We start from the raw sequence: 21,485 nt of genomic DNA on the forward strand, positions 1-21,485 counted from the left end.
AGGGCCCGGGATGATTCGAGCTGCAAGTGGGTTGCAGCCTCGTAGGTCGTCCCCCTCTACCGGAGAGTCGATGAGCCGCTTCTTCCTGGGCGTCCCCGCCCTGCTCACCCTCGTGTCGTGCGCCAGTGCTCCCTCGCAGCAGGCCTCCAGCGCTCCGGCGCCCCAGGCGGCCCCGGTGGTGGAGCGCGTCCTGGCGGCGGTCGAGGCCGCGCGTCCGTCCCGCAAGGAGATGGTGCGGCGCATCCTCCCGCACAACGTCCGGCTGCAGGTGGCCGAAGCGGGCAAGGCGCGCAGCACCGCGTCCGGCGTCGTGGTGGGCACCGAGCGCGACGAGAAGGGCGGGGTGGTGGCGTGGGTCGTCACCAACGCGCACGCGGTGGAGCTGGGCCACCTGAAGGACCCCGTCCTGCGGGTGATGGTGGACCGGCGGGGCGACGTGCTCGAGCACACCGGCGAGGTGGTGGCGAAGGGCCAGGTGCCGGACCTGGACCTGGCGCTGGTGCGCGTGACGGGCCTGGACCTGCCGGCGGTGGAGCTGGCGGATGACGCCGAGCTGGAGCTGGGCGAGGACGTCGTCGTCGCCGCGTCGCCCTTCGGCCGCGCGCTGTCGCTGTCCGGCGGCATGCTGTCCCAGGTGGAGTGGGACCGCGAGACGAAGCGCCCGAAGATGGTGAAGACGGACGCGCCCATCGGCTATGGCGCGTCCGGCGGCGGCATCTTCAGCCTGGAGACGGGCCGGCTGCTGGCCATCGTCGAGGGCTACCGCACCGCCAAGGTGGACTTCGAGGTGCAGGAACAGAACTACAGCTTCGACGTGCCCATGCCCGGCGAGACGTTCGCCGCGCCCAGCGCCAAGGTGCGCCAGTTCCTCCAGGCCAAGGGCTTCGGCCGGCTCATCCAGCGCCCCGCGGCCACCGAGGGCGGCGTCGCCCAGGCAGCGGGCCGCTAGCCGCCGCGCAGGACCGGAGCCCCGACAGCCGACACCGGCTCCGGCCGAAAGCTCGACAGCGTCCGGGGCCAGGGTACATCCGGCCCCGGAGGTGCGGGATGTCCGGACGTGTTTCGTGGGACCAGTACTTCATGGACATCGCGAAGCAGGTGGCCACGCGGGCCACGTGTGATCGCAAGCATGTGGGCGCCGTCATCGTCCGTGGGCGCACCATCCTGTCCACCGGCTACAACGGCTCCATCCGCGGCCTGCCGCACTGCGACGACGTGGGCCACATGATGGAGAACGGCCACTGCGTGGCCACCGTCCACGCCGAGGCCAATGCCATCATCCAGGCGGCCACCAACGGCGTCAGCATCGACGGGGCGACCATCTACACCACCGCCAGTCCCTGCTGGCCGTGCTTCAAGCTGATCGCCAACGCGGGCCTGGTGCGCATCGTCTTCGGCGAGTTCTACCGGGATCCACGCATCTTCGAGTACGCCGGCCGGCTCAAGCTGGACCTCGTCGGCCTGGGCGAGGCCGCCAGGCCCCCTGCCAGCGGACTGTGACGCGGACCTCCGTCCTGCGCCGGACATCGCGCGGGGCGGAGTGATCGCCACACGCCGGAAAACGTCTGCTGAAGGACACTCGGGAGCTCATTCAAGTGGGCGTCCCTCCACGGGAATTTGCCGCTTCCGGCAAGAATTACCGACCCAGGGTTGACGTTCCGAAAGGGGCTCCCTAACTCTTGGCTCCGGTAAGGGCGGCGGCGTGGCGAGGCGAAAAATTCCCGAGGAGTTACCGTTGGTTAGCTCGACGGCAGTGTCGAATAGCGCTCCCTCCGTGCAGGATGTGACGGATCCCGTGGTGGGCGCGGCCCGCTATGGCGCGGTCCCCACGCTGATGGACAGCCTGCTGCACGACGTGAGGAACCCGCTCAACGCGCTGGCCATCCACCTGGAGGTCCTGTCGGAGAAGCTGAAGGCGGAGACCGGCCAGGTGCCGCCGTCGCAGGAGAAGAACCTCAAGGCCATGCGCGAGCAGATCCAGCGCGTGGACGGCATCCTCCGGCTGTTCTCCGACTTCGTCGTCCACCGCGGCGGTGCGCCGGGCGAGGCCGACCTGTCGGACACCACCACGCGGGCGCTGGGCGTGCTGTCCCACGAGAGCCGCAAGCGCCGGGTCCAGGTGCAGGTGGGCGTGGAGGCCGGGGTGCTGGTGCGGCTCGGGGACACGTCGGAGCTGGGCTTCTTCATCATCCAGGCGCTGCTGCGCGCCTTCCGCAGGGCGGAAGGGGGCGGCTCGGTGCGGGTGATGGTGCGCGCGGACGGCGGGGCGGCGGTGCTGGAGGTGGAGGACTCCGCGGGTGCCACCGCCGAGTCCATGCCGGATGCGGTGGCGGCCCTGGAGCTGCGCTGTGCGCAGCTGGGCGTGGAGCTGCACCTGCGGGGCGGCCACTGCCGCCTGGTCTTCCCCCGGGCCTGAGCGCCGTGCTGGCGGCTCTCGCTCCGGGTTTCGATTTCGCTTCAGACAACTTCGCGTCACGACGCAGTACGGGAGGTCTTCATCTTGGGTAGCGCACGAATCCTGGCCGTGGATGACGAACGCGACACGTGCGAGGCGCTGGCAGAGATGCTCAGCACCTGGGGTCACAAGGTCGAGATCGCATTCGACGGGCACGACGCACTCCGCAAGGCAGGAGAGTTCAGACCGGACGTCGTCCTGTCGGACCTGGCCATGCCGGAGACGGATGGCCTGTGGCTCCTGCGCAACCTGAAGGAGGAGCTGCCGGACTGCCCGGTGGTCTTCCTCACGGGGCGCGGAACCATCGACGCGGCCGTGGAGGCCATCCGCGAGGGAGCCTACGACTTCATCGTCAAGCCGCTGGACACCGCGCGGCTCAAGGTCTGCATCGACCGGGCGCTGGAGAAGAAGGAGACGATGCGCGAGGTGCAGACCTTGCGCAGGCGGCTGAAGCAGCTCGGCTCGTCGGACCTGATCGCCCAGTCGGCGAACATGCGCAAGGTCATCGAGCTGGTGGAGAAGGTGGCCCCGTCGAAGGCCAGCGTGTCCATCAGCGGCGAGTCCGGCACTGGCAAGGAAGTGGTGTCACGCGCGGTGCACAACCTGTCGCTGCGCCGGGACAAGCCCTTCATCGCCATCAACTGCGCGTCCATCCCCCACACGCTCATCGAGTCCGAGCTGTTCGGCCACGAGCGCGGCGCCTTCACCGGCGCGGATCAGCGCCGGCCCGGCGTGTTCGAGATGGCGCACGGCGGCACCCTGTTCCTGGACGAGCTGGGGGAGATTCCCCTGGAGCTGCAGGCCAAGCTGCTGCGCGTCCTGGAAGAGGGGCGGCTGCGCCGGCTGGGCGGCAAGGTGGAGATCGAAGTCGACGTGCGCGTGCTGTGCGCCACCAACCGCGACCTCAAGCAGGAGATCAAGAACGGGCGGTTCCGCGAGGACCTCTACTTCCGCCTCAACGTGTTCCAGATCCACCTGCCGCCCCTGCGCGAGCGGCGCGAGGACGTGCCCATCCTGGTCCAGCACTTCGTGGACAAGTACCGCGGGGATTCCGCCAAGCGTGTGAGCGGGGTTCACCCGGAGGCCATGGAGGTCCTGAAGAACTACGACTGGCCGGGCAACATCCGCGAGCTGCGCAACGCGGTGGAGCGCGCGGTGATCCTCTGCGACGGGGAGCTGATCACCCGCGAGCACCTGCCGCCCGACATGGCGGGCAAGGCCCCGGAGCGCCACACCTTCCGGCTGCCCTTCGGGCTGAGCCTGGACGCGGTGGAGCGGGAGTACATCCTCGGCAGCCTCCAGCGGAACGGGAACAACAAGGCCCGCACGGCCGAGGTGCTCGGGGTGAGCGAGAAGACGCTCTACAACAAGCTCAATCGGTACGCCGCGGAGGCTCGCGCCCAGCAGAACCCCGTCCGGGATGGAGGCCCGCTCGGCGGGCAGGGGAGCGACGGGCCCCTGGGCGCGAACAGCATGGTCGTCCGCTGACCTGACGGGTAGGAAATCCCCTCCGGCTTCCGCATTCCTGGCGGGGCTCGGAGGGGGGGCTGTCAGGGGCTCCCCCCGACCTCGAAACCCCGCGTCAATTCTTGACTTTTGACCTCTGGGCGGGGGATTCTGCGGTAATCTCCCACCCACAGGGAGGGCCCGGCCGCAGAGGTTACGCATCGGGCAACTCCGACGCCTTCTTCTCTGGCTGTCCAGGAGTCTGCATCAGTGCCGCCGGGGGGGCACAAGGAAGGCCACAACCCAATGAGCGACGCGCGAGTTCTCCACTTCTTCGGCGGCAAGGGCGGGGCAGGCAAGACCACGCTCGCGGCAGCGTACGCGTTGCGGTTGTCGGAAGATGCGCCGAAAGAACGGGTGCTGCTCGTCTCGTTGGATCCGGTGCGCTCCCTGTCGGACCTGCTGAAGAAGAAGCTCTCCGCGAAGCCGACGAAGCTGGTGCCGGGCAAGGGCGAGGGTGGCGTGTGGGGCCTGGAGCTGGAGCCGGCCGCGCTGATGAAGCCCTTCCTGGCGGACTACCTGCCCGCGCTGGCGAAGGCCGCGAACAAGGGCCAGCACATCTCCGACGAGGACATGGGCAAGCTGTACCAGCAGGCCGTGCCGGGCCTGGAGGAGCTGGTGGGGCTCTTCCACGTGGTGGGGCTGCTGGAGGGCAAGGACAAGGAGTTCGACCGCATCGTCGTGGACGCGTCGCCGACGAGCCACACGCTGCGGCTGTTCGACCTGCCGGCGGGCCTGCGCAAGTTCCTGGGCTTCGTGAAGGCGGGCGGTGAGAAGCCGGCCACCTCGGGCAAGGGCAAGAAGGCCGCCGAGGCCGCCGCGGAGCCGGGCTTCCTGGAGCAGGTGGGCGCGAAGGCGGAGAAGCTGCTGGCGCTCGTGAAGGACCCGGCGCGCACGGCCTTCCACCTGGTGGCGCTGGCGGAGCCGGTGCCCGAGGCGCAGACGCGCATGCTCTTCACCCAGCTGCGCGAGCGCGGCATCCCGGTGACGGAGATCATCGTCAACCAGGTCGAGGACCGCGACGGCTGCCCGGCGTGCCAGGGCCGCCGGGGGCTGCAGGCGCCGCACGTGCGCAAGTTCCAGGCGCTGGACAAGGCGGTGCCGGTGCACCTGCTGGGCCGGCGCGAGGTGGCGCCCCGCGGGCTGGACGGGCTGGCGCTGTTCGCCAAGGCGTGGGCGGGTGGCAAGGAGACGAAGGCGCTGGAGTTCGCCGCCGCGGAAGGTCCGCCGGCGCTGGTCCGCGCGCCGTCCATGCCTCCCATCGCCGCGCCGCCGCTGCCTCCCACGCGGCTCATCTTCTTCGTGGGCCAGGGCGGGGTTGGCAAGAGCTCCTGTGCCGCCGCGGCCGCGGTGACGCTGACGGAGAAGGAGGGGCCGGTGCTCCTCATCTCCACGGACCCGGCGCACTCGCTGTCGGACGTGCTGCAGAGCCGGCTGACGGACACCGAGACGCAGGTGAAGGGCACCAAGGGCCTGTACGCGCGCGAGCTGGACATGGCCGGCTGGTTCAACGCCCTGCGCAAGCGGGTGAAGGAGAAGGCGGAGAAGGCCTTCGAGGGCGCGCCCAAGGCGGGCAACGACGTGCCGGCGGACCTGGTCTACCTGCGCAACCTGCTGGAGTGCGCGCCCCCGGGCATCGACGAGCTGGCGGCGCTGTCCTGCCTCACGGACGCGCTGGTGCAGGAGCGCTTCAAGCGCATCGTCGTGGACTCGTCGCCGGTGGTGACGTCCGTGCGCGTGGTGGAGCTGGCGGAGACGGCCAAGGCCTGGCTGGGCACGCTGCACACCGTGCTGAGCAAGCACCGCGCGAAGGGCCTGGGCGAGCTGGCGGACGACATCGCGGCGATGATCAAGCACGTGAAGCGCTTCGAGGACGCGCTGGCCTCTCCCACCGAGGCGCGCTTCGTCGTCGTCACCCGTGGCGAGGAGCTGGCCGCGGCCCGCACCGAGCGGCTGGTGGAGTACCTCAAGGAGAAGAAGCTCCCCGTGGAGCGGGTGCTCGTCAACCGCGTGGGCCCCAAGTCCACCTGCGAGAAGTGCGAGAACCGCCGCAAGCTGGAGCTCAACGCGGCCAAGGCGATTGAAAAGAAGCTGGGCCTGCCCGTCACCATGGCGCCGGCGCTCGGCCGCCACCCGGCCGGCCTGCGCGAGCTGAAGGCGTTCCGCACCGCGTGGTACGCGCTGTCCCCGCCCGCCGCGAAGATCAAGGCGGCCTGAGGTCTGCTTCACCGTGACGGCTGACGCCCCGACAGGGGTGTCGCCTCACGGAGACGTCGGGGGAAAGGGGGCCCGCCGCCACGTACTCCCCACGCCCTGGAAACCACCCCGAACGACTTCCCCCTCCGCCCCCGCCGCGCACCATGACCACTTGCGTCGTGAGCGCCAAGGGCGGCCACCGGCTGCCTACGTGTAAGCGTGCGCGCCCCATCACCCCGAGTGGTGGCGGGACGTCATTGGGGCACCGGGTGTCTCAGGCCTCGCACTCGGACGGTGAGTCGGTGAACGTGCCCAGCTCGGGGAAGGTGAGGGCGCCCTTCTGCGTCAGCGTGCCCGTCAGCGGCGCCCGGCCCTTGAGCCGCAGCTCCACCTTTCGTCCGCGGACCTGGTAGGTGCCGGACGTCTGCTGGGGGCGGGGCACGCCGTCCTCGCCCACCACCTTCGTCCACAGCACCACCCTGTCGGAGGCATGGAAGCGCAGGCCCTGGGTGCTGCCGTAGACGCCCACGCCCGGGCCGAACCAGGACACCGCGCGCAGCAGCAGCGGGACGTCGGCCTCCCGCTCGGGAGTGCGGCCGAGCAGGCGCTGCCAGCCCAGCGTGTCCCGGATGGGGTCCAGGTCCGCGTCCACCTTGGCCCGGGCCAGGCGCCTTGAGTCCAGCTTCACCGCCTGGGTGAGGTGCTCGACGATGACGTCCCGGTGGGCGCTGTACTGGCACACCTGCCCCTTCTTCCGCAGCAGCCCCAAGGTGGCGGCGACGTTGTAGCGGGCGAGGGCATAGTCCGGGGCCTGGCGGGCGGCCTCCTGGAACTTCTCCAGGGCCTCCGGGTAGCTGCCGGCCTGGTACAGGCGGAAGCCCTCGGTGTTCAGCGCCTTCGCGGCAGGGGCGGGCGCGGCGGAGGCCAGGGCCAGGACGAGCAGTGGCAGGGCGGGGAGCATGGACCTTCCGACGGAGGGGATGGCCGGTCGATTCTACGCGGTGCGTAACCTCTTGCGCGTTGAAAGCGGCCATACCGGGATGCTAGTCCCGGCGCATGGCTATCGGTACCACCTATGCGCTCGAGTTCGAGCGTCCCCTCATCGAGCTGGAGAAGAAGATCGATGAGCTCAAGGCCCTGTCCACCGGCGGCTCCGCGGACTTCACGTCCGAGATCTCCAAGCTCGAGAAGAAGGCGAAGAAGCTCCAGACGGAGATCTTCAGCGACCTGACGCGCTGGCAGGTGGTGCAGATGTCTCGCCACCCCAACCGTCCCTACTTCCTCGACTACGTGCAGTTCCTCTTCACCGACTTCGTCGAGCTGTGCGGCGACCGGCACTTCGGCGAGGACCCGTCGATTGTGGGCGGCTTCGCGCGCTTCGACGGCAAGCCGGTGATGGTGATGGGCCACCAGAAGGGGCGCAACACCAAGGAGAACATGGCGCGCAACTTCGGCATGCCGCGCCCGGAGGGCTACCGCAAGGCCCGCCGGCTCATGGAGCTGGCCGAGCGCTTCGAGAAGCCCATCCTCACCTTCGTCGACACGCCGGGCGCGTACCCGGGCATCGGCGCGGAGGAGCGCGGGCAGGCGCAGGCCATCGCCGTCAACCTGGAGGTGATGAGCCGGCTGCGCGTGCCCATCATCTCCACCGTGGTGGGCGAGGGCGGCTCGGGCGGCGCGCTGGCCATCGGCGTGGGCAACCGCGTGCTGATGCTGCAGAACAGCGTCTACTCGGTCATCTCCCCGGAGGGCTGCGCCTCCATCCTCTTCCGCGACGCCACCAAGGCGGACAAGGCGGCGGACGCGATGAAGCTCACGGCCAAGGACCTGCTGGAGATGAAGATCGTCGACGAGGTGGTGCCCGAGCCCGCGGGCGGCGCGCACAGAGACCCGGCGAAGGCGGCCGAGGCGCTGGGCAAGACGCTGCGCAAGCTCCTGGGCCAGCTGGCCGAGCTGTCGCCCGATGAACTCGTGAAGGACCGCTACGACAAGTTCCGCGCCCTCGGCGTGTTCTCCGGTCGCTGAAGCATTACTTCCAGGGCCTTCATGCGACCTCTCGTTCCTCCCTACGTCGAGACCCTCAAGCCGTACGTGCCGGGCAAGCCCATCGAAGAGACCGAGCGGGAGTTCGGCCTCAAGGGCGTCATCAAGCTGGCGTCGAACGAGAACCCGCTCGGGCCCTCGCCGCGCGCGCTGGAGGCCATGCGCGCGGCGTCCAGCGGAGCGCACCTCTACCCGGACGCCACGTCCTTCCACCTGGTGCGCCGGCTGGCCACGCACCTGGGCGTGCGGCCGGAGGAAGTCGTACTCGGCAGCGGCTCCAACGAGCTCATCGAGCTGCTCATCCGGACCTTCACCACGCAGGACGAGGAGATCCTCCTCTGCAAGGGCTCCTTCTCCGCGTACCGCATCTCCGCGCAGGCGCACGGGCGCCCCTTCGTGGAGGTGCCCATGCGCGAGGGGTACCAGTACGACCTGGAGGCCATGGCCCGGGCCGTCACCCCGCGCACGCGGATGGTGTTCCTGGCCAACCCGGACAACCCCACGGGCACGGCCTTCGGGCGCAAGGCGCTGGAGGCGTTCCTGGCCGCGGTGCCGCCCGAGGTGCTGGTGGTCCACGACGAGGCCTACTTCGAGTTCGTGGAGTGGCCCGACTACGCCAGCGCGGTGGAGCTGTTCCGCAAGCACCCCAACCTGGTGGCGCTGCGCACCTTCAGCAAGATTCACGGGCTGGCCGGCGTGCGGCTGGGCTACGGCGTCATGGACGCGAAGCTGGTGTCCTACGTGCAGCGCACGCGCATGCCCTTCAACCTGACGGTGGTGGCGCAGGCGGCGGGGCTGGCCGCGCTGGACGACGCCGAGCACGTGCGGCGCACGCGCGACAACAACCGCGAGGGCCTGCGCTACTACGGAGAGGAGCTGCCGAAGCTGGGCGCCTCGCTCACGCACAGCCACGCCAACTTCGTGTTCGCCGACTTCCGCCGGCCCGCGGTGGAACTGTACGAGCTGCTCTTGCGCAAGGGCGTCATCGTCCGGCCCTTCGCGGGCCAGGGCTTCCCCAACTGCCTGCGCATCTCCGTGGGGACGCCCGCGGAGAACGAGCGGTGCGTGAAGGCCCTGAAGGAGATCCTCACATGAGCGCGCGTCCCTTCATCGTCGCCATCGACGGCCCCGCCGGCGCGGGCAAGTCCTCCGTGTCCAAGCTGCTGGCGCGGCGCATGGGCTTCGCGCTGGTGGACACCGGCGCCATCTACCGCTGCGTGGCGCTGATGGCCACGCGCGAGCGGATTGCCTTCGACGACGACGCGCGCCTGGGCGAGCTGATGGGCCGCGTGCACATCCACTTCCAGGTGGTGGGCGAGGAGAACCACGTGTTCCTCGGCGGGCAGGACGTGTCCGGGGACATCCGCACGCCCGAAATCTCCATGGCCGCGTCGCAGGTGTCCGGCCGCCCGGTGGTGCGCGCGGGGCTCTTGCAGCTGCAGCGGCGGCTGGCCCTGGAGTCCGGGAAGGGCGCCATCCTCGAGGGGCGCGACATCGGCACTGTGGTGTTCCCCGACGCGGACGCCAAGTTCTTCCTGGAGGCCAACCCCGAGGTGCGCGCCCGGCGCCGCTTCGAGGAGCTGTTCCAGAAGGGCGTGGAGAGCACGCTGGAGGAGGTGCTCGCGGACCAGATGAAGCGCGACAAGGACGACTCCGCGCGCGCCGTGGCCCCGCTGAAGGCGGCCGAGGACGCCGTGCGCATCGACTCCAGCGCGAGCCCCCTGTCCGAGGTGGTGCACCGGCTGGAGGCGGAGATCCTCCGCCTCATGGCCGCGCGGAAGTAGCGCGCGTCAGAAGTCCACGCCCTCGACGGAGGGCTCGGGCACCTTCAGCGACAGCCGGAGCGGCGTGCCGGCCTTGCCGTAGAAGGCGTGGTAGAGGAACAGGTCCGCCACCACCTGCTTCACGTAGCCGCGCGTCTCCTTGAACGGAATCGTCTCCACGAAGAGATCCAACGGCAGCGAGCCACGCTCCCGCGCCCACTTCACCGTCGGGCCCGGCCCCGCGTTGTAGGCCGCCGCCGCCAGCACCGGGTGCGAGAAGCGTTGCATCAGCCGCGACAGGTACCAGGCGCCGTAGCGGATGTTGCGCTCCGGGGAGAAGAGGTCCGCGGGCGCGGGCGCCGGTTCTTCCAGTCGCTCGGCAATCGCCGTGGCCGTGGGCGGGATGATCTGCATCAGCCCGCGCGCGTCCGCCGCGCTCATCACCTCCGGCTTGAAGGCACTCTCCCGCCGCATGATGGCCCACACCAGGAAGGGGTCCACCTTGTGCGAGGCCGCCGCCTGCTCCACCGCGTTGGAGTAGGCCTGCGGGTAGAAGGCCGCCAGCGCGTCCGGCTCGCGCGAGCCGAAGGCCCGGCCCCACAGGTGCCGCGCCGCCACCGCGTGCGCGTGGCCGTACTCGCCCAGCTTGAGCAGCGCGTGCGCGAAGGGCAGCGCCTGGTCGGCCGTGCGCAGGCGGGCCGCGTGGGCCTCCACCTCGTCCGCGGCGTCGCGGAACAGGCCCGCGCGCGTCAGCTCCACCGCCAGCTCCAGCTCCGGCGGGCGCGGCAGCTCCAGCTGCTTGGGCGGGCGGGGGAAGTGCGCGGGCGGCGCGCGCCCCAGCTCCTTGAGCCGCTCGGCCGCCATCAGCGCATAGAACGACGCCGGCGCGGTGGTGATGAGCCCCTCGTACGCAGGCGCCACCACGTCCGCCTTCTCGCCGCCCAGCTCGCGGCTGCGCGCCATCCAATAGCGCGCCTGCGGCACCATGCTGCTGCGCGGGAAGGCAGTCACCAGGGCCTCCAGCGCCTCGCGTGCCTTCGCGTACTCCTCCAGCCGCAGGTGCGCCAGGGCGCGGAACCACAGGCCCTCGTCCCGGCGGCGCGAGCGCGGGTAGCGCTCGGTGAAGGCGGTGAGGGACTTCACCGCGTCCGCGAACCGGCCGCCCTGCAGGTCCAACCAGCCCGCGAAGAAGGCGCCCTCGTCACCCGCGGGCTGCGAGGGGTACTTCACGTCCAGCGCCGCCATCAGCACGCGGGCCTTCACGTTGTCGTCGCTCCGCAGCGCCCGGCGCGCCACCACCAGGGCCGCCTCGGCGGCCACGTCCGGCGGGCCCTTCTCCGCGAGGGCCAGGGCCTTCTGCGCGTCCTCCAGCTTCCCCTGCGCGAAGAGGGCCTGCGCGCGCAGCAGCGACACCTTGGGGCGCTGGGCCTTCGTCAGCTTCGTGCCCTCGAGCAGGTCCAGCTCGTCCAGCGCCCGCTGCGGCGCGCCCGCGTCCAGGAAGCCCTCGGCGCGGCGCGTGCGCTCGGCGAAGCCCAGCGTCGCCGCGGGCTTCTTCCCCTCGGTGAGCCACTTCACCGCTTCGTCCGCGTAGGGGTGCGAGGGGAAGCGCAGCGCCACCGCCAGGAGGTCCGCCACCTGGCCGGCGCGGTTGCCCGAGGCGCCACGCGCCAGGCCGCGCTGATAGAGCAGCTCCGGGGTGGGTGTGGCCTTGGCGGCGGCCTCCAGCACCCCGGAGGCCTCCTTCGCCTTGCCGGCCTTCAGCAGTGCCTCACCCAGCCGGGCACGGGCCCGGGCGGCGAGCTCGGCGGGGGCCGGAGGCTGGGCTGCCAGCACCCTGGAAAATTCGCCCGCGGCCCCCGTCGCGTCACCGGCATAGAAGCGCGCCTGCCCCAGGTAGAACGCATGGAAGGGCGCCAGGGGCGCGGGAGCGGGGTGGGCGGACAGCAGCGCCCTCGCCTCGGCCGCCTGCCCGTCGGAGAGCGCCAGGGTGCCCGCCAGCAGCGCTAATCGGCCAGCATCGGGGCACTTCTTCGCCACGCAGGCCTCCAGCTCCGCTCGCGCCAGGCCCGCCGCTTCCGGCTTGTGGAGCCTGACTGCTTCCAGCGTCGCTGGGGACTGCCCCAGGGCCACTCCCGCAACCAGCCCCGCCACCAGCCCTGTCCAACTCATGTGGTCTTCCTTTCCTGACGCGGCTTTGCGGCCTGCCAACGAGACGGGCCAGCCGATCATTCCCCTTGCCTTGGAGGGGGGGTGGTTTGACAGCAGGCTCGACAAGTCCTAGATCCGCGCGGCGTCGGGACGGAACCCATGCTGTTCGGAACCGTCAACATTCGTTGAAAGAGTCCAGACGATTACGTGCTCTTGGGTAGGAAACGTCGGCCCATTGCAACACCTGGAGTGAATCACTAGTTTGCGCGGCCGTAACGCGCCACTCCGGTCCACCCGCTGCGTAGGCGGGTCCGTCGTCCGGTAGCACTGCTCGTTCACAGCGCTCGGGGGGGGAATCAGCTCAGAGGGAGGGCTCCATGAAGCCGTGTCCAGCCGATCTGCCGCAAACCATCAACCCCGAGGCCGGGCCGAAGCGTGCCGGCGTCGAGACGCATCGCAACCTGAACTGCCACCACTATGACAACTGTCTGGACGAGGCCGTCCGGCGGGGTTGGCAGTCTTTCACGTGCATGAAGTGCCCGATGTACCAGCACGTGGCGCCGCCCCAGATGGGGCTCGAGGCCTACGCCACGCAGCGCCGTCCCGTCTGACAGTCCTGAATGTGTCCTGGTCCCGGGGCAGCCCCTGTGTTGGGACAGGGGCGCCACGTCAGTGGACCGCGGCGTAGATGACGGCGACCCAGTACTGCTTCTTGCCGAAGCGACGGGAGTCTCCCCGCACCACGCCCACGCCCACGCGGTTGTGGGTGGCATCCGCGAGGCTGCGCGACTCGGGCAGGGCCGTCGGGTCAGACACGACGAAGAAATCCACCGCCACCGTCCCCGCGTCCGGCAGGGCCTGGAAGGCGCGCTCGTGGAGTGGATTCTCACCGGGCTGCGCCGAGGGCTGGTCCAGCTCCAGCGCCCGCTTCGCGTGGGCCGTTGCCAGCGCTTCCAGCGCCGCGCTGCGCTCCAGGGGCGGCAGCTTGCGCGTGGCGCGCCAGCGGGTGAGCACGTCGTAGGCCTCCTGCCTCGGGTCGTCCGGCTCCTGCGTCGACGGTGACGCGGCGGTGAAGACCTCGGTGAGGATGACCTCGTCCCGCCCGCCGACCTTCTGGAAGGCGACACCCACACCCATGAAGCGGAAGCCCGGGTCCAGCAGGTTGCGGCGGTGGCCGGGGCTGTGCTCGATGCCGAAGTGCGCCGCGAGCGGCCCCGACGCGAGGCCCAGGTTCTCCCCCGCGCGCACATAGCGCGCGTCGGCTGGCAGCCGCTTCGTCAGCGTGGAGCCGTCCGGGGCCACGTGGGCGAAGAAGCCCTCGGCGGACATCTTGTCGCTGTAGGCCTGGGACACGCCCTCCAGCACCGGGTCCGGCGCCAGCGGCTGCAGGCGGTGGGCCTTGCGCAGCGAGTTGATGCGCTCGTACACGGCCACGCGGGCGTCGTGCAGCGTGGTGGGCTCGACGTCCTGCGCGCGCGAGTCCCGCTTCCGGGGCTCGCCGAGCTGGGTGAGGAAGAGGGCGGCGACCTCGGGGCCTCCCTCTCCACGGCCCACGACCTCCACCGTGTAGCTGCCGGGCGTGGAGAGCTCCAGGCGCGTGCAGAAGTGCGAGTCGCCGCCCCGGCGGGAGATGGGCACCTGGTCCACCTCGCCATCCGGACGCGTGACGTACAGCTCCGGCTTGCGCAGCGGCGGCACCAGGCTGCCGCAGAGGGTGCGCGCGGCCTTCTCTCCGGGAAGGGTGCGAGGGAAGGGCTGCAGCTCCGCCTTGCGGTCCGCCAGCAGCAGCAGCAGCGCGGCGCGCTCGCCGTCCAGGGCCATGCCCACGCCGAAGTGGGAGGCGCGCTCCACGTTGAAGTCCGCGCGGGCGAGGAAGGTCTCCACCGCATGGCGGTGCGCCCACGCGCGGATGACGAGCGTGCGCGGCGACGGGTCCGAAGCCCCCGCGTCGCTGACGGCTTCCGTGAGCGTGAAGAGGTCCGGCGCGCCGGTGGGGTACTCGGTGAGGGCTTCCCGCGCGAGCCGCCGCGCCGCCGCCGCCAGCGCCGCGTCCCGCGAAGGGGCGCGCCGGCCCACGCGCTCGAACTCGCGCACCACGTGCTGGTTGGCCTCACGCTCCATGGCGTCCACGGGCGAGGGTGCCGGAGCCGGCGTCGCGGCCAGCAGCACGCCGAGCGCCAGGACGGCCATCATCGCGGCTGCACCCGGAAGGTGAGGGCCGTCACCGTGCCCGGCCCCAGCCGCGCGTTGAGCTGCTCGCACAGCGAGGCCGACTCGGCCTCCAGCGACTGCGCCCACGCCTCGCCCTCGACAGCCACCACCAGCGTGGTGCCGTACAGGGCGTGTGGGGAGGTATGACGGGCCAGGTTGGCCCCCACCACCGAGGCCCACACCGGCGCCAGCGCATGGCCACGGCCGGACTCTCCGGCGAGGCGCGCCAGCACACGGGGAAGGAGGCTTTCCAGGGTCTTGGGCTCGCTGCGCGCCATGGGGGCGATCATGGTTCCCTGCCACCGGAAAGCCAACCGGCGATTGTGCCGTGAGGGTGAACAGCGGGCGGGCGGGCACCGTCGCTGTCGGAAGGACGGCGGACGGTGTCATGGACCGTCGCACAGCGGGCTGCCAGCCTGTAAGGTCGCGGACGGTCCCCCTGGAGTCGCATCGCATGAGCCTCTCACCGCGCACCCACCTGCTGGCCGGCCTCGCCTGCGTGCTGCTGGCCCTGGCCGGCTGCGCGGCGGACGAGGCTCCGGGGCCCGCCATCCCCGAGCCTCCACCCCTGCCGCCGCTGAGCTGCGCGGTGGACCAGGACTGTCCGGACCCGGCGATCTTCTTCTGTGACACGGTGGCCTCGCGCTGCGAGCCCGCGTGTCGCATCCGCACCGACTGCGCACGGGAGCGGCGGGGCCAGCAGTACGCGCTGCCCCAATGTGACGACTCCCCGCTGGGCTGCCAGTGCGACATGAGCCGGTGCATGCCCGCCGTGTGCGCCGCCGACGCGGACTGCGCCGGGTATGCGGGCACGGTGTGCCGGGATGGGGCGTGCATCCCGGCTCCAGCCGCGGAGACGGCGGCGGCCTGCGAGGTGACGCCGGACGTGGTCGTCGGCCGTCCGGGCCTGTCCATGGTCTTCCACGTGTGGGCCCGGGATGCTCGGGGCGCGCCGGTGGTGCCGCGCGCCGGAGTGACGTGGCAGGCGCGCTCGCGGGAGGTGACGGGGGGCGGTGAGGGAGTGCGCGCCACCTTCGTCCTCGCCGAGCCTGGCGTGGAGCGCGACGCGGTGGAGGCCCGCGTGGGCAACGTCACCTGCCGCGCCCGCGTCACCGTGCTGCCCGCGGAGGTGCCACCGGGAGGCGTGCGCGTGCTGGCGGTGGACGAGCTGACGGGCCGCCCGCTGCCTCTCGCCACCGTGGCGGTGTCCAATGCCGCGGGCGTCGTGACGGCCAGCGCGGTGACGGGCCCGGAGGGCGCGGCCTGGGTGCCGGCCACGGGCGAGGTGTCGCTGTCCGTCTTCCACGCCGACTACGGGTACCTCACGCTGGCGGGCCATGACGCGACGGGCACCCGTGACCTCCGGCTGGCCCTGCGGCGCAACCCGCTGGACCGCTTCGGTGGCGTGCGTGGCACCTTCGCCGACCCGAAGGCGCCGGAGGTCGCGTCGCTGCGGCTGGCGCTGACGGGCCTGGCGCTGCCGGGCCTCCCCTCGGACGCGGCACCGCAGACGCTGCTGGGGCCGGAGCGCGAGGTGCAGGTCGGCGCGGGCAGCAGCCGGAGCCCGCTGCGGCTGCCGTCCTCCGTGGCCATCTGGCTGGCCGGCACGCCTCCGCTGGAGGTGGCCGCGCCCGGCGTGGCCGGCGTCTGTGATGCACCGCTGGCGGACGTGCTGGAGCCGGAGCTCGGGGTGCGCACCGGCGCGTGCGGCACCCGCGTCGCATGGGCGCTGACCGGAGAGCTGCCCCTGCGTCAGGTGCCCCTGACCGGGCTGCAGCAGGGCGGGGACGCGCTGCTGCTGCTGGGGCGCGTCCTGCCGTGGTCGCAGACCTTCGAGTCGACGGTGCTGCGCGACACGCGCTTCACCCTTGCGTCCACGCCCCTCGGTGCCTCCGGCGAGCCGGACCTGGCGGCGGTGGAGTTCTCGCGGACCGAGTCCTTCGCGGAGGGCGGGGTGCGGCTGGCCTTCCCCTTCGCGGTGCGGGTGCCGGCGCTGCCACGCTTCCGGGGCCTGTACCTCAACCGCGCCTACGTCCTGGCCACCGTGCAGGCGCCGGGCCGGGGACGGGTGCCGCTGGGACTGGGCGCCGCCCCGAATCTCAACCCCAGGGACCCCAACACGGACTGGGTGGACAACCGGCTGGGCGGCCCCGGGCTCATCCTGCTTCGCATGGCCCCCGCCCATGGAGGCCTGGAGGGCCAGCCGTACCGGCTCGTGGTGTCCGCCACCTCGGGCCCGCGCGACGAGGACGCGGCCTCCGCCGTGGCCACCACCACGCTGCTGGCCGACCTGGCCGGGCCCACCTTCGACCCGCCGGGCGCGAGGCCCGTGGAGCTGCGCACGGCCTTCCTCCAGCTCCCCGAGGACGCCCGCTACAACTTCGACACCGCCACGTACGGAGGCCTGGCCGGCCGCCAGTTCCGCGCGGACGTGGACGCGAAGGCCACGCTGGTGCGCGTCGTCTTCACGACCCGCTCCGGCCGCCGGTGGACGGTGGTGGCGACGCCGCAGCAGGCCCGTGAGGGATTGCGCGTGCCCCGCGTGCCCGCCCCCTTCGAGGACCGCACGTACTCCGGTGACCTCGAGGGCTCACGCGCGTCGCTCCTGGTGGAGGTGCTGACGGTGACGGCGGACACCGCCCCGGGCGACGGCCTGGGGCCGGCCCGCCTGGCCGCGGCGGAGGGCCCCGGGTGGGAGCGCCTGGGCGACCTCACGCGTGCGATGGCCTCGCTGGACGTGGGGCGCCCGGAGGTGGCGTGGCTCTTCCCGGAGCTGGAGGGCCAGCGGCTCGTCCGCGGCAGCGCCGTGCGGGTGCGCGTCACGGGCTTCCGCGTGGGCCCGAGCACCGGGCCGGGAAGCCCCGTGGACGGCCAGGTGCGCCTGGTGCTGCGCGGGGGCACCGGCTGCGAGGGCACGGTGCTGACCGGAGACCAGGCCGTCCCCAAGGGGGACGGGGAGGTGGAGCTGCAGCTCCCACCTGGCTGCTCGGGGACGGGCGTCAGGCTGGTGGCGGAGCTGGCGGACCCCGCAGGCATCCCCCTGCGCCCGCCCGTCACCGCCGTGCGTGGCGTGGATATCCCGTGATGGCGTAGGACGTGGTAGGTCGCCGCTCCACCTGCGGGAGTTCCCCACCCGGGCTCCCGCAGTGAGATTCGCTTTCAGGATTTACCGGGTGATACCGTTGGGCTACCGGGAGGCAGGGTGCAGAAGGAGACGGTCGTCACGGTCATCTCGAAGATCTCCGACCGGCCGGTCAACCTCGACGCGGCGCTGGTGGTGATCTACGGCCTGGACCTGGGGCGGAAGTTCGACCTCACGCGCGAGGAGACGCTCATCGGGCGCTCTTCCAAGGCGGACATCCAGATCGACCAGGAGTCGGTGAGCCGCAACCACGCGGGCATCACCAACACGCGCGAGGGCGTGCGCATCCGCGACCTGGGCTCCACCAACGGCACGTTCATCAACGACGAGCTGGTGGAAGGCGGGCGCGAGCTGCGCAACGGCGACCTGGTGAAGATTGGCCGCACCATCTTCAAGTACATCGCCGGCGGCAACATCGAGGCGGCGTACCACGACGAGATCTACCGGCTGACCACCATGGACGGCCTGACGCAGATCTACAACCGCCGCTACTTCGACGAGCAGCTGGACCGCGAGCTGTCCCGCAGCCGGCGCTACGAGCGCGTGCTGTCGCTGGTGCTGCTGGACATCGACCACTTCAAGCAGGTGAACGACAGGTACGGGCACCTGGCCGGGGACTCGGTGCTGAAGCAGCTCGCGTCCACGGTGCGCACGAAGATCCGCCGCGAGGACGTGTTCGCGCGCTACGGCGGCGAGGAGTTCGCCATCCTCCTGCCCGAGGTGTCGCTGGGCGGCACGCGGCAGCTCGCGGAGAAGGTGCGGCGCCTGGTGGAGAAGCAGCGCTTCGAGTTCGACCGGCAGGTCATCCCCGTCACCGTGTCGCTCGGCATCTGCACGCTGGAGCCCCAGCACCGCGAGCCCGCGGACCTGGTGCGCACGGCCGACGAGCGCCTCTTCGAGGCGAAGACAGCCGGCCGCAACCGCGTGGTGGGCTGAGCACGGCTCCCAGCCCCGCGGGGCTCCGGCGTTCCGGAAGCCCCGGGCCCCCCGTCGTCTCAGCCGGCGAACACCGAGCGGCGCTCGCGCAGCAGCGACTGGAGCATGCCCTGGATGGACTCGCGGGTGCGCTCGGTGAGGCGCTGCACCTCGCCCAGGTCCTCCGCGGCCTCCGGGGACAGGCCGTCCATGCTCATGGGCTCACCGAAGCGGATGCTCCACTTGGCGGGCAGGGGCAGCGGCCCCAGCGGGGTGAGCGGCACGAAGGGCAGGCCGAGGAAGGACGCGGGGAGGCGGCCCAGCAGCGGGGACGTCTCCTCCGCGCCGACGATGGCCACCGGGACGATGGGGGCACCGGTGCGCAGCGCCAGCTTCACGAAGCCGCCGCGCCCGAAGCGCTTCAGCTTGTAGCGCTCCGCGAAGGGCTTGCTCAGGGCCTGGTAGCCCTCCGGGAAGACCACCAGCGGGCGTTGCTCGTCGAGCAGCCGCAGCGCGTTCTCCGGGCAGGCCCGCACCGCGCCCAGGCGGTTGAAGAGCGTGCCCAGCACGGGCGCGTGGAAGACCTGGTCCTCCACCAGCCACCGCGCCTCGCGCAGGTCCGGGCGCTCGCGCGAGATGACCAGCGACATCACCAGCCCGTCGTAGGGCAGGGCACCCGAGTGGTTGGCCACCAGGATGGCCGCGCCGCGCGGGACGTGGTCCACGCCCTGCACGGCCACGCGCCAGTACTGCGAGTAGAGGAACTCCAGCACCGGGTCCAGGCGCTCCACCAGCGACGGGTCCTTGCCGTACTCGTCGATGCTGGCGCCACCGCCCGTGCCCAGCCCGGCGCGCACCGCGCCCATCAGCCCGTTCATCGCGCCCATGGCCCGGCCCAGCCCCTCGCTCGCCAGCGCCTGGCCGGCGATGTCCCTTGCCAGCGACAGCATCCCCGCGGCCCGCTGCGCGAGCGGACGCGGCGCCTCGGGCTCGCGCACCTGCTCGGTGAAGAACGGCTCGCTCGGTGTCTCGCTCGCGTGGGGCGGTGGCACCAGGGACAGCGGCCCCCGGCGGCCCGGTGGGAACTCGTCACGCGTGGCGTCCGGCACCTCCACCTCTGGCTCCAGCCCCGACGTGTCTCCGTCGCCGCTGGCCTCCGTCACCGACAGCGTCACGGACAGCTCCATCCCGGACGTGTCCCAGGTGGAGTCCTCCGCGTCGTCCTCGTCCTCCTCGTCGTCGCGCTCGTCGTCCCCGGCGGGGCCGAAGCCTCCCTCGGCCTCGGCCTCCAGGTCATAGGCGCCGTCGGGCTCGAGCCCTTCTCCGTCCTCGTCGCCGTCGGGCGACTCGGAGGCTTCGTCGTCGAAGTCCTCGGCGGAGCCCCGGGCCTGCGCGGCGGCATGGCGGTCCAGCACCTCGGCCACGACGACCTCGGCGGCGGCCTCGGCCACCTGCGCCGCGACGGTGGCCGCGAGCTCGCGCTCACGCTCCGGGCGCTGCGTGGAGGGGCTGTGGTCCAGCACCTCCTCCACGGCGGCCTCGGCCAGCTCGGTGGCCAGCTCCGTGGCCATCAGCCGGTCGACGTCCGCCTCGGGGCCCTGGCCATGTTGGCGCTCCAGGGCCTCGTCCACCGCGACCTTCGCCGTGGCCTCGGCCACCTCGGCGGCCAGCGCCTCGGCCAGCGCGTGGTCCACCTCCCGCTGCTTCGGGGTGCGAGCGCCTGCCTCGTCCGACAGCACCGGCTTGCGCGCCGGAGGCGGCCGGCGCGGGGTGACGGGCGCGGCCGGCTCTCGCAGCGGCAGCCCCGGCTCCTCTTCCGTCATGCGCGCGGAGTCGGACGGACGCGGCGCGCTGCCGCCGGCCGCGGGCTTGCGCTCCCGTGACGCGGGCGCCTTGCGCCCCTTGCCGGCCGAGCCGTCCGCCTTCGCCGCCACGGGCTTCTTCCCGGAAGCGGAGGCCGCCTTGCCTCCGCCCTCCTTCACCCGTGAGGACTGCTTCGCCGGCGCGGACTTCTTCGCGGCGGCCTTGCGCCCGGAGCGCGTGCTCGCGCTGTCGGCGTCCTTCGCACCGCCGGCGGGCTCGCCGTCGCGGGACGCGGCACCGCGCTGGAAGGGATCATTCCCGAGGACACCCTTGGCCATGACTAGCTCCTCCTCAGCGCCGCAGCGGCGTCCCTGACGTGATGGAAGGGAATGAAGCCGAGCACGGACCCGGCGCGCTCGCCGTCCGCGACCCACGAGTAATGGATGTAGTCGAGGAGGGCCACGGGCAACGTGGCCGCTCCCACCACATCCAGCGTGTGCAGGGCGGCCCGGAAGAGCGGCCCCGGCAGGGGGAGCGGCCGGCCACCCGCCTGCTGGATGAGGCCGGACAGCGGCAGGACGCCCCGTCCCACGATGTTGAACTCGCCGGAGGCCTCCGCGCGCAGCGCATGGTGCAGCGCCCGGCCGGCGTCCTCTTCGTGCAGGCCCTGCCACAGCGGGTCGAACCCCAGCAGCGTGGGCACCAGGTCGCGCTTCAACAGGCGCGTGGCGGGGCTGTCCACCGAAGGGCCGAGCACCGGCGCGAAGCGCAGCACCAGCACGCGCATGTCCGGGTGCCGCTCGCGGAAGGCGCGCACCTGGCCCTCCACCTCCACCTTGTCGGTGACGAAGCGGCTGTGCGGACAGCCCTGCAGCGGCGAGTCCTCGCGCAAGAGCGCGGGGTTGTTGCCGCGCGCGCCGTAGACGGCCGTCATGGAGGGCACCACCAGCCGCGGCAGCCGCGCCCGGCCTGAGGCCGTCAGCACGTTCATGGTGCCGATGACCTCCAGCTCGTGCGCCAGCGAGCCGCTGCGGATGGGGCCGTACAGGAAGGCCAGGTGGTAGAGCGCGTCCACGGGGCGCTCGCTGAGCGCGTCCGTGAGCTCCGCCTCCGCGTCGTACCGGGTGAGGTCCACCCGGTGGTACTCCACCTTGGCACCTTCAGGACGTGCCACGTCCAGTACCAGGATGCTCTCCACGTCCGGGTCGCGCTCCAGCCGCTGGAGCAGCAGCTTCCCGTAGTCGCCGCTCGCGCCGGTGACGGCGACGCGCAGCCGCCCCTTGCCTGGTCGTGACACGTCCAT

Annotated in this window: 17 protein-coding genes; 11 read left to right on the plus strand and 6 right to left on the minus strand. The window is 71.9% G+C overall.

Annotation, left to right across the window (positions count from 1 at the left end; all coding sequences use genetic code 11):
* Positions 1–70 precede the first annotated feature (70 nt).
* The 5 genes from LXT23_RS11650 to LXT23_RS11670 all read left to right on the plus strand — a co-directional run bounded on the left by LXT23_RS11650 (position 71) and on the right by LXT23_RS11670 (position 6,178).
* Positions 71–949 carry a S1 family peptidase gene (locus LXT23_RS11650; protein WP_253980192.1) on the plus strand — a complete coding sequence of 293 codons (879 nt, stop codon included), beginning with the start codon at positions 71–73 and terminating at the stop codon, positions 947–949.
* Between the two features lie 98 nt (positions 950–1,047).
* Positions 1,048–1,500, plus strand: a complete 453-nt coding sequence (locus LXT23_RS11655) for a deoxycytidylate deaminase (protein WP_253980193.1) — start codon at positions 1,048–1,050, stop codon at positions 1,498–1,500.
* A 283-nt stretch (positions 1,501–1,783) separates the two neighbouring features.
* A complete protein-coding gene (locus LXT23_RS11660) occupies positions 1,784–2,416 on the plus strand; it encodes a sensor histidine kinase (protein WP_407692880.1) in 633 nt (210 codons plus the stop codon).
* Positions 2,417–2,500: 84 nt separating this feature from the next.
* Complete coding sequence (gene nla6, locus LXT23_RS11665) at positions 2,501–3,943, plus strand: enhancer binding protein Nla6 (RefSeq protein ID WP_253980195.1); 1,443 nt, start codon at positions 2,501–2,503, stop codon at positions 3,941–3,943.
* A gap of 264 nt (positions 3,944–4,207) precedes the next feature.
* Complete coding sequence (locus LXT23_RS11670) at positions 4,208–6,178, plus strand: ArsA family ATPase (protein ID WP_253980196.1); 1,971 nt, start codon at positions 4,208–4,210, stop codon at positions 6,176–6,178.
* A 253-nt stretch (positions 6,179–6,431) separates the two neighbouring features.
* Here LXT23_RS11670 and LXT23_RS11675 read toward each other — a convergent pair whose 3' ends face one another.
* Positions 6,432–7,118 carry a tetratricopeptide repeat protein gene (locus LXT23_RS11675; protein WP_253980197.1) on the minus strand — a complete coding sequence of 229 codons (687 nt, stop codon included), beginning with the start codon at positions 7,116–7,118 and terminating at the stop codon, positions 6,432–6,434.
* A 95-nt stretch (positions 7,119–7,213) separates the two neighbouring features.
* On the opposite strand from LXT23_RS11675, the gene LXT23_RS11680 reads away from it, so the two are divergent.
* Genes LXT23_RS11680 through cmk form a run of 3 tightly spaced genes read left to right on the plus strand, consistent with a single transcriptional unit; the run spans position 7,214 to position 9,984 of the window.
* On the plus strand, positions 7,214–8,182 hold the full coding sequence (locus LXT23_RS11680; RefSeq protein WP_253980198.1) for an acetyl-CoA carboxylase carboxyltransferase subunit alpha: 969 nt from the start codon (positions 7,214–7,216) through the stop codon (positions 8,180–8,182).
* Positions 8,183–8,203: 21 nt separating this feature from the next.
* Entirely contained in the window at positions 8,204–9,295 is a 1,092-nt protein-coding gene (gene hisC, locus LXT23_RS11685) for a histidinol-phosphate transaminase (RefSeq protein ID WP_253980199.1), read from the plus strand.
* Complete coding sequence (gene cmk / locus LXT23_RS11690) at positions 9,292–9,984, plus strand: (d)CMP kinase (RefSeq protein WP_253980200.1); 693 nt, start codon at positions 9,292–9,294, stop codon at positions 9,982–9,984. The genes hisC and cmk overlap by 4 nt, the downstream gene beginning before the upstream one ends.
* A gap of 6 nt (positions 9,985–9,990) precedes the next feature.
* On the opposite strand, the gene LXT23_RS11695 is transcribed toward cmk, so the two are convergent.
* On the minus strand, positions 9,991–12,132 hold the full coding sequence (locus LXT23_RS11695; protein WP_253980201.1) for a transglycosylase SLT domain-containing protein: 2,142 nt from the start codon (positions 12,130–12,132) through the stop codon (positions 9,991–9,993).
* Positions 12,133–12,488: 356 nt separating this feature from the next.
* On the opposite strand from LXT23_RS11695, the gene LXT23_RS11700 reads away from it, so the two are divergent.
* A complete protein-coding gene (locus LXT23_RS11700) occupies positions 12,489–12,722 on the plus strand; it encodes a hypothetical protein (RefSeq protein ID WP_164001952.1) in 234 nt (77 codons plus the stop codon).
* 58 nt (positions 12,723–12,780) lie between these two features.
* On the opposite strand, the gene LXT23_RS11705 is transcribed toward LXT23_RS11700, so the two are convergent.
* Both LXT23_RS11705 and LXT23_RS11710 read right to left on the minus strand, forming a co-directional pair.
* On the minus strand, positions 12,781–14,304 hold the full coding sequence (locus LXT23_RS11705) for a CAP domain-containing protein (RefSeq protein ID WP_253980202.1): 1,524 nt from the start codon (positions 14,302–14,304) through the stop codon (positions 12,781–12,783).
* Complete coding sequence (locus LXT23_RS11710; protein WP_253980436.1) at positions 14,301–14,600, minus strand: DciA family protein; 300 nt, start codon at positions 14,598–14,600, stop codon at positions 14,301–14,303. The genes LXT23_RS11705 and LXT23_RS11710 overlap by 4 nt, the downstream gene beginning before the upstream one ends.
* Before the next feature lie 176 nt (positions 14,601–14,776).
* On the opposite strand from LXT23_RS11710, the gene LXT23_RS11715 reads away from it, so the two are divergent.
* Together LXT23_RS11715 and LXT23_RS11720 are read left to right on the plus strand one after the other, a co-directional pair.
* The gene (locus tag LXT23_RS11715) at positions 14,777–17,407 is read left to right on the plus strand and encodes a carboxypeptidase regulatory-like domain-containing protein (RefSeq protein WP_253980203.1); all 2,631 of its coding nucleotides are present in this window, start codon (positions 14,777–14,779) and stop codon (positions 17,405–17,407) included.
* A gap of 117 nt (positions 17,408–17,524) precedes the next feature.
* Positions 17,525–18,400, plus strand: coding sequence for a diguanylate cyclase (locus tag LXT23_RS11720; protein WP_253980204.1), 876 nt, complete (start codon positions 17,525–17,527; stop codon positions 18,398–18,400).
* Between the two features lie 59 nt (positions 18,401–18,459).
* Here the strand turns inward: LXT23_RS11720 and LXT23_RS11725 are convergent, their stop codons facing one another.
* A complete protein-coding gene (locus LXT23_RS11725; RefSeq protein WP_253980205.1) occupies positions 18,460–20,520 on the minus strand; it encodes a lysophospholipid acyltransferase family protein in 2,061 nt (686 codons plus the stop codon).
* A gap of 2 nt (positions 20,521–20,522) precedes the next feature.
* Entirely contained in the window at positions 20,523–21,485 is a 963-nt protein-coding gene (locus LXT23_RS11730; protein WP_253980206.1) for an SDR family oxidoreductase, read from the minus strand.

This window comes from Pyxidicoccus xibeiensis (assembly GCF_024198175.1).
Taxonomy (GTDB): domain Bacteria; phylum Myxococcota; class Myxococcia; order Myxococcales; family Myxococcaceae; genus Myxococcus; species Myxococcus xibeiensis.